13 protein-coding genes are annotated in these 12,303 nt (G+C 66.5%); 6 read left to right on the forward strand and 7 right to left on the reverse strand.

Translation table 11 applies throughout. The annotated features are described in order from the left end of the window. Positions 1 to 5: 5 nt before the first annotated feature. Positions 6 to 1,136: a Re/Si-specific NAD(P)(+) transhydrogenase subunit alpha gene (locus tag OOZ63_RS19795; RefSeq protein WP_266007323.1), complete on the reverse strand. Its 1,131-nt coding sequence runs from the start codon at positions 1,134 to 1,136 to the stop codon at positions 6 to 8. A 147-nt stretch (positions 1,137 to 1,283) separates the two neighbouring features. On the opposite strand from OOZ63_RS19795, the gene OOZ63_RS19800 reads away from it, so the two are divergent. Beyond that, entirely contained in the window at positions 1,284 to 1,793 is a 510-nt protein-coding gene (locus OOZ63_RS19800; RefSeq protein ID WP_266007324.1) for an NUDIX domain-containing protein, read from the forward strand. Here OOZ63_RS19800 and OOZ63_RS19805 read toward each other — a convergent pair. From OOZ63_RS19805 to OOZ63_RS19820, 4 genes are all read right to left on the reverse strand, one after another. Continuing rightward, positions 1,783 to 2,631, reverse strand: a complete 849-nt coding sequence (locus OOZ63_RS19805; protein WP_266007325.1) for a lysophospholipid acyltransferase family protein — start codon at positions 2,629 to 2,631, stop codon at positions 1,783 to 1,785. The two genes, OOZ63_RS19800 and OOZ63_RS19805, sit on opposite strands and share 11 nt — an antisense overlap. A gap of 1 nt (position 2,632) precedes the next feature. Next, positions 2,633 to 2,902: an acyl carrier protein gene (locus OOZ63_RS19810; protein WP_266007326.1), complete on the reverse strand. Its 270-nt coding sequence runs from the start codon at positions 2,900 to 2,902 to the stop codon at positions 2,633 to 2,635. A 225-nt stretch (positions 2,903 to 3,127) separates the two neighbouring features. Further along, on the reverse strand, positions 3,128 to 3,715 hold the full coding sequence (locus OOZ63_RS19815; protein ID WP_266007327.1) for a PEP-CTERM sorting domain-containing protein: 588 nt from the start codon (positions 3,713 to 3,715) through the stop codon (positions 3,128 to 3,130). Positions 3,716 to 3,773: 58 nt separating this feature from the next. Continuing rightward, entirely contained in the window at positions 3,774 to 5,870 is a 2,097-nt protein-coding gene (locus tag OOZ63_RS19820) for a family 10 glycosylhydrolase (protein ID WP_266007328.1), read from the reverse strand. Between the two features lie 272 nt (positions 5,871 to 6,142). Between OOZ63_RS19820 and mnmA the strand changes: the two genes are divergently transcribed. From mnmA to OOZ63_RS19835, 3 genes are all read left to right on the forward strand, one after another. Beyond that, entirely contained in the window at positions 6,143 to 7,264 is a 1,122-nt protein-coding gene (gene mnmA, locus OOZ63_RS19825; RefSeq protein ID WP_266007329.1) for a tRNA 2-thiouridine(34) synthase MnmA, read from the forward strand. A gap of 61 nt (positions 7,265 to 7,325) precedes the next feature. After that, positions 7,326 to 8,570, forward strand: coding sequence for a sensor histidine kinase (locus OOZ63_RS19830; protein WP_266007330.1), 1,245 nt, complete (start codon positions 7,326 to 7,328; stop codon positions 8,568 to 8,570). A gap of 1 nt (position 8,571) precedes the next feature. Beyond that, positions 8,572 to 9,234: a response regulator gene (locus OOZ63_RS19835; RefSeq protein ID WP_266007331.1), complete on the forward strand. Its 663-nt coding sequence runs from the start codon at positions 8,572 to 8,574 to the stop codon at positions 9,232 to 9,234. 9 nt (positions 9,235 to 9,243) lie between these two features. On the opposite strand, the gene OOZ63_RS19840 is transcribed toward OOZ63_RS19835, so the two are convergent. Next, complete coding sequence (locus OOZ63_RS19840) at positions 9,244 to 9,633, reverse strand: GFA family protein (RefSeq protein ID WP_266007332.1); 390 nt, start codon at positions 9,631 to 9,633, stop codon at positions 9,244 to 9,246. 70 nt (positions 9,634 to 9,703) lie between these two features. After that, a complete protein-coding gene (locus OOZ63_RS19845; protein ID WP_266007333.1) occupies positions 9,704 to 10,210 on the reverse strand; it encodes a CAP domain-containing protein in 507 nt (168 codons plus the stop codon). A 105-nt stretch (positions 10,211 to 10,315) separates the two neighbouring features. Here OOZ63_RS19845 and OOZ63_RS19850 point away from each other — a divergent pair, with 105 nt between their 5' ends. Together OOZ63_RS19850 and OOZ63_RS19855 are read left to right on the forward strand one after the other, a co-directional pair. After that, positions 10,316 to 11,599 carry an efflux RND transporter periplasmic adaptor subunit gene (locus OOZ63_RS19850; protein WP_266007334.1) on the forward strand — a complete coding sequence of 428 codons (1,284 nt, stop codon included), beginning with the start codon at positions 10,316 to 10,318 and terminating at the stop codon, positions 11,597 to 11,599. Continuing rightward, entirely contained in the window at positions 11,596 to 12,297 is a 702-nt protein-coding gene (locus OOZ63_RS19855; protein ID WP_266007335.1) for an ABC transporter ATP-binding protein, read from the forward strand. The genes OOZ63_RS19850 and OOZ63_RS19855 overlap by 4 nt, the downstream gene beginning before the upstream one ends. Positions 12,298 to 12,303: the final 6 nt, after the last annotated feature.

The following is a 12,303-nucleotide window of genomic DNA, read 5'->3' on the forward strand; positions in this document are numbered from 1 at the left end:
GGGGTTCAGCTCCGTGTGACTTGACCGTCGCGACTCACCAGGCAGGCCGCCACGATGTCGTCGTCCATCGGCAGCTGGAACGCCCCCTCCTTCGTGAACACGAGCTTGAGGAAGTCCAGCACATTGCGCGCATACAGGGCCGAGGCATCGGCCGCAACCAGGGCCGGCAGATTGGTCTCGCCGACCAGGGTCACGCCATGCTTGACTACGGTCCGGCCCGCCTCGGTCAGCGGGCAATTGCCGCCCACCCCGTCGGGGCCCTTGCCGGCCGCGATGTCGACGATCACCGAGCCCGGCTTCATGCTCTTGACCATCTCCTCGCTCACCAGCACCGGCGCGGCGCGGCCCGGGATCAACGCGGTGGTGATCACCACATCGGCCTGGGCCACGCGCTTGGCCACCTCGACGCGCTGGCGTTCCAGCCAGCCTGTCGGCATCGGCTTGGCATAGCCACCGACACCGACCGCCGCCTCCTTCTCCTCATCGGTCTCGTAGGCCACGTCGATGAACTTGGCGCCCAGCGACTCGACCTGTTCCTTCACTGCGGGTCGCACATCCGAGGCCTCGATCACCGCACCCAGGCGCTTGGCCGTCGCGATCGCCTGCAGGCCCGCGACGCCGACGCCCAGCACCACGACGCGCGCCGCCTTGACCGTGCCGGCCGCCGTCATCAACATCGGAAAAAAGCGCTGGTAGCGATCGGCCGCGATCATCACGGCCTTGTAGCCAGCAATATTGGCCTGCGAGCTCAGTACATCCATACTCTGCGCCCGCGTCGTGCGCGGCGCGGCCTCCAGCGCGAAGCCGGTCAGCCCGGCCGCGGCAAGTGCCTCGAGCCCGGACCGGTCAAAGGGGTTCAGCATGCCCACCAGCACCGTGCCCGGCTTGACCAGACCGAGCTCCTCGGTGCTGGGGCTGCGCACCTTCAGCAGCAGCTCGGCGGCGAAGGCGGCGGCGCGCTCGACGATCTCGGCGCCGGCGGCGGCATAGGCCTCGTCGGTGACGCTGGCGGCAAGACCTGCCCCCGTCTCGACGAGCAAGACATGACCCTGCGCCTTCAGCTTCTTGGCCGTCTCCGGGGTGAGGGCCACACGGGTTTCTCCGGCCGCGCTTTCGCGCGGAACACCTATCAGCATCGGGAGTTCCTCCTGTTGCCGGCCTCGACCCCGGACGGGGCTCGTCGCCGACGGACCAACTTGCACCGAGCTTACATGGGGTTTTTGGCGATCCGTGTTGCCGCTGCGACAGGGTTTTACCTAGCGGCCAGACGGCACAATGGCGAGATGCAAGTCGCGCATCGCTTCAAACCCTCGGTCACCGTCGCCGCCATCATCGAACGCGGGGGCCTGTACCTGCTGGTCGAGGAGCACACGCCCGAGGGGCTCAAGCTCAACAACCCAGCAGGCCATCTGGAGCAGGGCGAGACGCCGCTGCAGGGCGCGCTGCGCGAGACGCTGGAGGAAACGGCCCACCGCTTCCGGGCGGAGGCCTTGTTGGGTCTGTATATGTCGCGATTCCAACGCCCCCAAACCGATGAGGATGTGACCTATCTGCGCATCGCCTACTGCGGCGGCATCGAAGGCGAGGGGCCGGTACCCGGGCTGGTGCTGGACAAAGGCATCGTGCGCTGGCTGTGGTTAAGCCCAGAAGAGATCGCAGCTGCGCGCGCGGCCGGCCGCCTGCGCAGCCCGCTGGTCTGGCAGTGCCTGCAGGACCATCGGGCCGGACAGCGCTTGCCGCTGGACCTGATCCAGGCCGACGACAGCCTGTTCAGGCCGCAAATCAAGCAGTGATCGGCGTGCGCCAGCGCTTGTAAGACCAGTACCAGTGCTCGGGGTGCTGGCGTATCACCTGCTCAAAGCGCCGGTAGACCCGCCCCATCGCCCAAGCCAGCTCTGCTGGCTGGCGCGGCAGCGGGTGCTCGACCAGGGTCTCGAAGACCACGCGATAGCGGCCAGCCTCGCTGAGCACCGCATAGCCCAGCAGCAGCGGCTTGCTCGCCAGCGCGGCCAGCATCACCGCACCACCCGGCGCCTGAGTGGCGTGACCGAAGAAGTTGACAGGCATATCGCTGCCGTAGTGATCGCCGTGCAAGGTGACATAGCCGCCGCGTTTGGCAGCGCGGACAAGCTCGAAGAACCCACCGGGCTTGTTTTTGTGAACGCAGGCTATGCCAGCCGCCTGGTAGAGCCGACTCACGCAGCGCAGATGCGGCGGGATGTTGGACATCGTGGTGGAGCGCCCTGTCAGCCGCTGCACGGCCAGCGCCACTACCTCGTAGCAGCCCATATGCAGGGTCACGATGCTGGCCCCGCCTCCGCCCTCAATGATGCGGCGTGCGGCGCTGTCGCTGAACTCGATGTCCAAACGAAGCTTGTCGAGCCAGAAGGTGTCGAGCACTCCCAAGCAGATGTTGCGATAGGAGCGCAGCGCCAGCGTGCGGCGCTGCGCTGCGTCGAGCTGCGGCATGGCGAGCGCCAAATTGGCCGCCAGCCTGGTATCGGTGCGCTTGGCGCAGCGCAAGATCAGCAGCGCCACGATGCCGGCAACGCGCTGACGCTGGCGCGCCGACAGCCGGCCCAGCAGCCCCATCAGCAGAACGACGGCTCGATTGATCAGCCCGGCGCCCATCTCAGGCCAGCGCTGCTTTATTGCCCATCTGCAGCCGGCGCAGCAGATACCGCTCCAGACTGCCGAAGCTGACAAACACCGAGGCGTCGAGTTCGTCATCGGCCAGATCGATCTCGAAGCGCTGCTCTAGCGCCATCACCACCTCCATCACCGACATCGAGTCCAGCTCGGGCACGACACCCAGCAAAAGCGTGTGGGCTCCGAATCCGCTGGTGTTGATGCCCATGGCCTCAGCCAGGATCTCGCGCAGGGTACTGCTTGTTTCCGTCACTGCTTATCTCCCTCTTTCCGCCAAGGCAGCGGGCCTGTTTGCCCGACTGCCGCGGCCCTATCGCGCCGCAGGCGAAATCTATCGGCCCGGCCACTGCCGAGCATGAAGAGGAGATGAGTAGCGACTGAAGACCCCAGGCGGCCAGCCAAACGCTCCCTTTGCGGGACGCCCGATAGGCCTCCCGATCAAGAAAGGCAGCCCGGCGCCGCCTGAGGCTGATGAGGGTCAGCGGTGCCGGCGGCTCGCCACCAAGCCGCAGATCAGCAGGCCGAGGGCCAGCAGCGCAGCGCTGGAGGGTTCAGGAACTGCGCTAACCGAGACGTCGTCAAACTCCCAGTAGCCCGCGAAATTGCCGAAGCTGAAGGCCAGATCGGTCGCGGACGACGCTGCCTGGAAGGTGTAGCTGAACTGGGTGTACTGGAAGGCGTCGGCATTGAGCTGCGTGACTTCGGCCGCGCCGCCATCCCAATTCAACAAGAACGAGTTTGGCTGCTCAGCCGTACCGGCCACGCTGTTCTGCAACCAAAAGCTGACGCGATAGAGGCCGCCGGCCTGCGTAGCCAGCGTCTGCGAAAGCAGGGCCGGGTCGGCCGGCGGAGCGCCAAAGGCTGCCCCGATCAGGCCAGAGTGGGGTGCCACATCGTCAAAGAACGAGAAGGCGGTATTGCCGGACAGGGTCCAGCCCTCGCCCTGGCCGATCTCGAAACCGCCGTTGGTGACCAGCTCGGCCTGCGCCGAAGCTGCACCTGTCAGCAGGGCGCTGCCAACCAGCAGGGATTGAAGGGAACGGGCAATCGCGATGCAAGCAGTCATGACTGAAGAGCTCCGGGGCCATTGTTGTCAAGGAAGTAGGGAGGTGCGCAAGGGCGGTTCAGCGGCCACGCCGCTTGTCAACGGCCACGACGGTCACCGTCGCGTCTGCACTGCAGCCCTGCGAGTTGGTCGCGCGAACCTGGTAGGTGTAGCTGCCTGGGGCGGTCGGGGCAAACTGCGCGGTGGCGCCGTTGATGCCGGTCAGACCGGGCGCTGGCGTCCAGGCAAAGCTGCTGGCAGCGCCGGGCACAGAGTCGGTCGCCGTCAGGGTCAGGGTTTGGGTGCCCACACCGAGCGTGACTGTGTTGGCCGGGAAACCGGTGACGACCTGGCTGCTGTGGCTGATCGCGACGGCGGGCGGGGAAGCGCCGCCCAACACCGTCACCTGGGCGGTGGCGGCGCTTGCCAGGCCCGCCTTGTCGGTGGCTCGCAGCAGCACCTGGTTGACACCGGCATCAGCGCAGCTGAAGACATGCTTGCTCAAACTCAGGGAGGCAATGCCCCAGTTATCGGTGCTGCCTGCATCCACATCGATGGCGCTGATCTCGACCTCACCACCGGCCAGGGTGCGTGTGATGGCCTGCGTCCTGACCTCGGGCGGCGTCGTGTCGTTGCTGGCAGCAGCGCTCGCTGGGCTCTCATCGTGCAGGCGGTTGAGGCCGGTCACGACGTAGTGGTAGTAAGCACCGGCGGCGACGCTGGCGTCGGTGAAGACCGTCTCATCAGCGTTGGTCAGGCCCAGCAGATTGGCGGGGTCCTCCAGGTCGATCGGGGCATGCTCGGAGCGATACACCGCGTAGCGCCGCACCTTCTCAAACTCGTCGGCGACATCGATCGGGCGCGACCAGGCCAGGCTCACCGAGTCGTTCGCGTTGCGTGTCGCGCTCAGCGACAGCGGTATGCTCGGCACACCACTGCGCTTCCATGGCATGGTCGGCAGCAGCGCGGGCTTCTTGTAGCTGTTGTTCATCAGCTCGGTGCGGTAGCCGAGCAGGTTGGATACCAGAAAGGCCTGGCGGAAGTGGATCTGTCCGCCGATATTGGGTGTACCCCGGTTCAGTTTGATCTGCCGGGCAATCTGGTTGTCCGGGCTGGGCGCGGTCCAACCGCTGGTGTTGAGCTTGTAGTCGGCCAGGCCGATGTAGATGTGCCGGCCCTGCGTGTTCTGGCTCCACCAAGGCAGCAACAACTGATAGTCGGAGCCGGTCTGGCCAATGAACCAATAGACCTGCGGCGCCAAGTAGTCGATCCAGCCCGACTGCAGCCACAGACGGGTATCCGCGAAGCTGCTGGAGTAGTGCTGGAAGGCGCCCGTGCTGGTCCAAGAACCGAGCGAGGGATCAGGCGTGCCACTCGGGTAGTTCGGGTCGCTGCGGTAGATGCCGGAGGGCGAGATACCGAATTTCACCCAAGGCTTTGCGGCTCGGATGCTGGTGCCGATGCGCTCGATCAACAAGGCGACATTGTCCCGGCGCCAGTCGGCCCGGCCGGCCGTGGTGGCCGGGAAACCGCGCGGGTCGGCGGCATAGGCCGCATCGTCGGCGATGACGCCACTTTGATAGAAGTAGTCGTCGAAGTGCAGGCCGTCGATGTCGTAGCGCTGCACGACGTCCATCACCACGCTGTGCACGTAGTCGCGCACCTCGGGCAGCCCCGGATTGAGGATTTTGACGTTGCCTATGGTCAGCAGCCATTCAGGGTGCAGTTTGGACACATGATTGGCGGCGTACTTGAGCGGATCGTTAGCGGCCGATGCATCGGACACCGCCCGGTAGGGGTTAATCCAGGCATGAGCCTCCAGGCCGCGCTTGCGCGACTCATCGATCGCGAACTGCAACGGGTCCCACAGCGGGTCGGGTGCCCTGCCCTGGGTGCCGGTCAGGTAGTAGGACCAGGGCTCGACACTGCTCTGGTACATCGCGTCGCCCTGGCTGCGCACCTGGAAGAACACCGAGTTCACGCCGGTAGCCTTGTTGTGATCCAGCAAGGTCATCAAGGCGGCACGCTGCTGAGCCGGGGTCTGGGTGCGGTTGGGCCAGTCCAGGCTCAGGTGCGTGCTGATCCAGACGCCACGCATCTCCCGCTTCGGCGCCGTCTGGGCATGACTTGCGGCCAGCGCACACAGCGCGGCCGCGACGATCAACAGCTTCTTCATACCGGCTTGTCTCCTTGATTGGGCAGGCGTTCGACCAAACCCGGCCTGGTCGCGATAAATATGTACCTTTACAGTACCAATTTATTCACGATTTGCGACCGTGGCACATACCAACAAACCCGATAAATGGCAAAAACCGTCAAATCTCTTCGATCACCACAGGCAATAAAATATGCCAATTTGCATACCAATAGAACATTGTTAGGCGCAAGGTTAAGTCGAGAAGACCGCGCGCCGGCAGCGCGAACTGCGGCTGCGGGACAATCCTGCCCATGAGTCCCATCAAGCACCGCATCGTCGTTGGCCTGTCCGGCGGCGTCGATTCCGCCGTCACCGCACACCTGTTGAAACAAGCCGGCCATGAGGTGGTGGGCATCTTCATGAAGAACTGGGAAGATGACGACGACAGCGAGTTCTGTTCGTCGAACATCGACTTCGTTGACGCGGCGGCGGTGGCCGATGTGATCGGCATCGAGATCGAGCATGTCAACTTCGCCGCCGACTACAAGGACCGGGTGTTCGCCGAGTTCCTGCGCGAGTACCAGGCTGGCCGCACGCCCAACCCCGATGTGCTGTGCAATGCCGAGATCAAGTTCAAGGCCTTTCTGGACCATGCGATGCGTTTGGGCGCCGACAAGATAGCGACCGGGCACTACGCGCGCGTCAGGGAACTCGATGGCGCCTTCCAGTTGCTCAAGGGTCTGGACCCGCTCAAGGACCAGAGTTACTTCCTTCACCGGCTCAACCAGGCCCAGCTGGCCAAGACCCTCTTCCCGGTCGGCGAGTTGGCCAAGACCGAGGTACGTCGCATCGCCGAAGCCATTGGCCTGCCGAACGCGAAGAAGAAGGACTCGACCGGCATTTGCTTTATCGGCGAGCGGCCCTTCCGCGAGTTCCTGAACCGCTATCTGTCGCAGCAGCCGGGGCCTATCAAGGACGAGCGCGGCCGCAAGCTCGGCGAGCATGTCGGCCTGTCTTTCTACACGCTGGGCCAGCGCCAGGGCCTGGGCATTGGCGGCGTGAAGGAGAAGGGCTCGCCACGCGGTGGTGGCGAGCACGAGCCCTGGTTCGTCGCCCGCAAGGACCTGGACAGCAACACCCTGGTGGTCGTGCAAGGTCATGACCATCCGCTGCTGCAAAGCCGCGCGCTGCTGGCCGACGATCTGAGCTGGACCGCCGGCGTCATGCCTGCTGATTCGACCGAGCTGGGCGGCTACGGCGCGAAAACCCGCTACCGCCAGTCCGATGCGGCCTGCATGCTGACACCGCAGCCCGGCGGCATCCGGCTGGACTTCGCCCAGGCGCAGTGGGCGGTGACACCGGGCCAGAGTGCAGTGCTCTACGACGGCGAGGTCTGCCTCGGCGGCGGCGTGATCGCCGAGGCAATGGCATGACCTTCGGCACAGCCTGCAGACCCGCAGGCTGTGGCAGCCTCGCGGCTTTGCCGATTTCCTCTTGAACAACGCCCTGGACCGCCTGCTCGCCCGCATTGCCCAGCCCGGCTTTGTGCTGCGCGTCGCAGCACTGGCGGTCTGTGTGCTGGAGCTGTGGTCCATCGTCGCGGCGCTGCGCGGGCGGCCGCAGACCGATCCTTACGACGGCGCGCTGGCCTCGCTGCACCTGCTGCGCGGCGGCAATACCAGTGACACCGGCCTGATGCTGGCCAGTTTCGCGCTGGTGCTGCTGTTCGCCGCCGGCTTCTGGTGGCTGGCCCGCCGGGCCAGCGTCGACCGCACGCCGCCACAGGCACTGGCAGCCATCGTCGTACTGAACCTGCTAGCGCTGGCCGTCACGCCGGGCCTGCCCTTTTTGGTCACCGCGCTGGCCGCCGTGATGCTGCGGCTGCGGCCGGCCTTCAGCTTCGCGCTGGCTCAGGTGGCCGCCAATCTGGCGCTCTATCTGCTGCTACCCAGCGAGAGCCAGCAGCTCGAACAGATGCGCTCCAACCAGTCGCTGTGGCTGGACGGTCTGAGCCAACTGATGGCCATGGTGGCACTGCATGGCATGGCCTTCGGTCTGGGTCGGATGGCCGCCGCCGAGGCCGAGAAACGCCGCTGGCTGCAGGCCATGCTCGCCGAGAAGCTCAGTGCCGAGCGGCTGCAGGCAGAGCAGCTGCGCTATGCCGAACGGGCGCTAATGGCCCGAGAGCTGCACGATGTCGTGGGTCACCACCTGACCGCGCTCAATCTGCAACTGCAGCTGGGCGGCGCGCTGCTGCAGCGCGCCGATACCGAGGGTGCGGCGCTGGCCGTCGAGAAGGCGCGCGGCAGCGCCGAGCGGCTGCTTGCCGATGTCCGCGAGGCCGTCACGGCCGAGCGAGCCTCGCAGCGCATCGATCTGAGCGAGTCCTTGCTGACCCTGGCCCAGGGGATTGCCAGCACACGCATAGAGCTCGATATTGCCCAGGCAGCGCGCGACCTGAACCCGCGCCTAGCCCATGCGCTGCTGCGCTGCGTGCAGGAGGCTGTTACCAACAGCGTGCGCCATGCCCGCGCCAGCAGGGTGCGGGTGGTGCTGAGTGCCGACCGTGAGTCGGTGACCGTGACGGTCGACGATGACGGCGGCGGAGCAACCCGCCTGGTGGCCGGCAACGGCCTGAAGGGCATGGCCGAGCGGATGAGCGAGCTAGGTGGGCGGATGACGGTGAAGCGTCACAACCCCGGCTTCATGATTGAACTGCATTGCCCGAGGGAAGCCTGAGATGAACAACAACACGATCAAGGTGCTGCTGGTCGAGGACCAGCAGCTGGTGCGCGAAGGCCTCAAGGGCCTGCTGGGGCTGAGCCCCGAAATTCAGCTCGTTGGCGAGGCCGCTGATGGCGCCGAGGCACTGGAGCTGCTCTCGCAGCCACAGGCCCTGCTGCCCGATGTCCTGCTGTCGGACATGCGCATGCCGCGACTCGATGGTCTGGGCCTGATCCGTGCGCTGGCGGCGCGGGCGTTGAACATCCCGGTGCTGCTGCTGACCACCTTTGACGATGCGGCCGCCTTCGACGAGGCCGTGCGCGCCGGCGCCCGCGGCTTCCTATTGAAGGCCATCAGCCCCGAGACCTTGGTGCAGGCGCTGCGCGATGTCGCGGCCGGCGGCACCGCGCTTCGCCCGGGACTGACCGAGCGCATGGGCCGAGTCGCAGCCAAGCTGGAGCGCGGCTTCGAGGCCACGCCCGAGCCCGACCCGCTCTCACCCAAGGAGCTGCAGGTGCTGCGCTTGGTCGCCAGCGGCCGCAGCAACACCGAAATCGCCGCGCTGCTGGGCAATAGCGAGGGCGTGATCAAGAACCACTGCTCGGCGGTGTTCTCAAAGATGGGCGTGCGCGACCGCACGCAGGCGGTGCTCAGGGCGATCGATCTGGGCTGGATCTGAGGCGCGCGCCTAGAACCAGTAATCCGCCACGCAGCGGCCGTCGCGCGGCAGGTCGTCAAAGCTGTCGAGTCCGTCGAAGTGGTCGATAGGGATTGATGCCACCGCTTCGGGCTCGGCCAGGCGCAGGTTCACCGCGATACGGGTGCGGCCCTCCTCATCCTTTCGCAGCCCGCGCCAGAAGGCGACGCAACCGCAGTGCGGACAGAAATGGAACGCCAGCGCCGTGCCCCGCACATGAGCCTTGGACGGCCCGGACACCTGGATGCCCTCGCCCTCATAGTCATAGGCCCAGAGCGTGCCGTAGCGGCGGCAGGCCGTGCAGTTGCACGCCGTCGCGCCATCCGGCCGGCCCTCGAACTGCCAGCGAATAGCGCCGCAAAGACAGGAACCTTGGATCATTGAAGTCTCGCTTCTTGACATCATGATGTTGCGAACCCGGGCTGCTTGAATCCTGCGATACAAGCCTACCTCAATCCGCCGCCCCACGCCCCAGATGCAAGACCCAAAAGCGCTCGTGTCGACCCGGTGCGGCAGCGCAGGCCAGGCCGGCATCGCGAAACTCGGCCAGCATCAGGTTCTCGCAATGCCCGGGGCTGGCCAGCCACAGTGCCAACGTCTCCTCCAAGCTCGCCGGGCCGGCCGCCAGATTTTCGCCACTCATCCGCATGCGGTAGCCGGCAAGATGCAGGCGCTCGCGCAGGCTGCGGGTCTTCAGGCCTTGGTGGCTGAGGGTGTCGCGCCGCGCCAGTTCGCGGGCATGCTCGTCAGCCGAGGTGGCCAGCGGGGCCTGCCAACGCAGCGCCGGCGCGGCCTGCATCGGCACCGCGCCGCACGAGCGCGGCTGCTCGCGCAGCGCATTGAGCCGGGCCAGCACCGAGACCGCCTCCAGGTCATCCGGACAGGGCAAATCCTGACCCCAGGCGGAGCCCATCACTAGCAGCGCCAGTAACAGCGCCAGCATCCTCAAGCTCGGCATTAAGACCTCTTCATGCGGAGCAAGATTATTGGCCCCGCCGATGCGGTCCGGCGCGGAAATCTGCGCACAATGCCGCAGGCTTCCCTCACATCGACGACAAAGTCCATGGCCGAAAACTCGAACGCCCCGCTCGCCAGCCTCAGGATCGAGCGCCAAAGCCCTGACAAGACGGCAGTCGCTCGCCGGCGCCGCCTGCCCTGGCGCCGGCTCATCGCCGGCCTGCTGCTGCTGGCCGTCGGCGCAGCGCTGCTGGCGCCCCGGCCTCCCGAGGTGCAGCTGGCCTCTGTGCAGCAGACCACGCCCTCGCAGCAGTATGCGCAGCTGACAGCATCGGGCTATGTGGTCGCGCAGCGCCGCGCCGCCGTCGCCTCCAAGGCCAGCGGCCGGCTGATCGAACTCACGGTACGCGAGGGCAGCGTGCTCAAAAAGGACGAACTGATCGCGCGCATCGACGCCAGCGATGTGCGAGCCTCGATCGCGGCGGCGGCCGCCGGCGTGCGGCTGGCCGAGGCCGGTACACGCCAGGCCGAGAGCGCGGTGCAGCAGGCCCGGGTCGAGCAGGCCAATGCCGAAGCCGAGTACCGGCGCAGCCAGGACCTGCAGGCCCAGGGCTTTGTCTCCACCCAGGCGCTGGAGGCCCTCAAGCGCCGGCTCGACGCCGCCCGCGCCGGCCTCGCCTCGGCCCAGGCTGGTGCGGGCTCGGCCCACGCCGGGGTGCAGCAAGCCCAGGCCCAGCTGAACCTGCAGCAGGTCAACCGCGACTTCACCGAGATCCGGGCGCCCTTTGACGGCGTGGTCCTGGTCAAAAACGCCAATGTCGGCGACATCATCACGCCGTTCTCCAACGCCGCCGGCTCGCAAGGCGCCGTCGTAACCATGGCCGACCTGAGCACGCTGGAGGTGGAGGCCGATGTGTCCGAAGCCAGCCTGGCCAAGGTCAGCGCCGGCCAGCCAGTCGAGATCACGCTGGACGCACTGCCCGGTCAGCGCTTCGCGGGCCAGGTGGCCGGCATCGTGCCGACGGTCGACCGGGCCAAGGCAACCGTGATGACCAAAGTTCGCTTCGAGCAGCTGGATGCGCGCATCCTGCCGGAGATGAGCGCCAAGGTAGTATTCCTGTCGCAAAAGCCCACGGCCGCCGAACTGCAGGCTGTGCTGGCGGTCAACCCGAAGACGCTGAGCGAGCGCGACGGTAAGACCTGGCTCTTCAGGGTCAAGCGCGAGGGCGACAAAGACCTCGCCGAGACTGTCGAGGTCCGGCGCGGGCGCACGCTGGGGGATCTGGTCGAAGTCAGCGGCAGCGGCCTGAGTTCCGGCGATCGCCTGGTGCTGGAGCCGCCGGCCAAGCTGGCCAACGGCGCCGCCGTCAAGCTCGGCGCCAAGCCATGAGCGACGAGCAGGTGCTGATCAGCATCGAGGGCCTGTCCAAGGCCTATCGGCGCGGTGCCCAGGAAATCCCGGTGTTGCTGGACATCGCGCTGCAGGTGCGCGCCGGCGACTTCGTCGCGCTAATGGGGCCAAGCGGCTCGGGCAAGAGCACCTTGCTGAACCTGATCGCCGGCATCGACCAACCCAGCAGCGGGCGCATCGTGATCGGCGGCGTCGACATCGCGACGCTCAGCGAGGGCCAGTTGGCCGACTGGCGGGCTGCTCACGTGGGATTCATCTTCCAGTTCTACAACCTGATGCCGGTGCTGACGGCGCTGGAAAACGTCGAGCTGCCGCTGCTGCTGACCGGGCTGTCGGCGCGTCAGCGTCGCACCCATGCCGAGGCGGCGTTGGCGATGGTGAGGCTGCAAGACCGCATGGACCATTACCCCAACGAGCTGTCGGGCGGCCAACAGCAGCGCGTCGCGATTGCGCGGGCCCTGGTCAGCGACCCAAGCCTGATCGTTGCCGATGAGCCCACCGGCGATCTGGACCGCACGACCGGCGCCGAGGTGCTGGACCTGCTGGAGCAGCTCAACCGCGAGCTCGGCAAGACCATTGTGATGGTGACCCACGACCCCAAGGCCGCCGCACGGGCGCGCCGCCTTATCCATCTGGAAAAAGGCGTGCTGGTGCCGGACGCGGCGGCCACGGCCTGAACGAGC

Source organism: Paucibacter sp. PLA-PC-4 (assembly GCF_026241155.1).
Taxonomy (GTDB): domain Bacteria; phylum Pseudomonadota; class Gammaproteobacteria; order Burkholderiales; family Burkholderiaceae_C; genus Roseateles_E.

What these genes read in the sequence shown, in the direction of transcription:
- mnmA (WP_266007329.1), top strand. Translation starts at nt 6,143, where the DNA reads ATGAGTCCCATCAAGCACCGCATCGTCGTTGGCCTGTCCGGCGGCGTC.
- OOZ63_RS19800 (WP_266007324.1), top strand. Translation starts at nt 1,284, where the DNA reads ATGCAAGTCGCGCATCGCTTCAAACCCTCGGTCACCGTCGCCGCCATC.
- OOZ63_RS19795 (WP_266007323.1), bottom strand. Translation starts at nt 1,136, where the DNA reads ATGCTGATAGGTGTTCCGCGCGAAAGCGCGGCCGGAGAAACCCGTGTG.
- OOZ63_RS19820 (WP_266007328.1), bottom strand. Translation starts at nt 5,870, where the DNA reads ATGAAGAAGCTGTTGATCGTCGCGGCCGCGCTGTGTGCGCTGGCCGCA.
- OOZ63_RS19815 (WP_266007327.1), bottom strand. Translation starts at nt 3,715, where the DNA reads ATGACTGCTTGCATCGCGATTGCCCGTTCCCTTCAATCCCTGCTGGTT.
- OOZ63_RS19840 (WP_266007332.1), bottom strand. Translation starts at nt 9,633, where the DNA reads ATGATCCAAGGTTCCTGTCTTTGCGGCGCTATTCGCTGGCAGTTCGAG.
- OOZ63_RS19845 (WP_266007333.1), bottom strand. Translation starts at nt 10,210, where the DNA reads ATGCCGAGCTTGAGGATGCTGGCGCTGTTACTGGCGCTGCTAGTGATG.
- OOZ63_RS19855 (WP_266007335.1), top strand. Translation starts at nt 11,596, where the DNA reads ATGAGCGACGAGCAGGTGCTGATCAGCATCGAGGGCCTGTCCAAGGCC.
- OOZ63_RS19835 (WP_266007331.1), top strand. Translation starts at nt 8,572, where the DNA reads ATGAACAACAACACGATCAAGGTGCTGCTGGTCGAGGACCAGCAGCTG.
- OOZ63_RS19850 (WP_266007334.1), top strand. Translation starts at nt 10,316, where the DNA reads ATGGCCGAAAACTCGAACGCCCCGCTCGCCAGCCTCAGGATCGAGCGC.
- OOZ63_RS19805 (WP_266007325.1), bottom strand. Translation starts at nt 2,631, where the DNA reads ATGGGCGCCGGGCTGATCAATCGAGCCGTCGTTCTGCTGATGGGGCTG.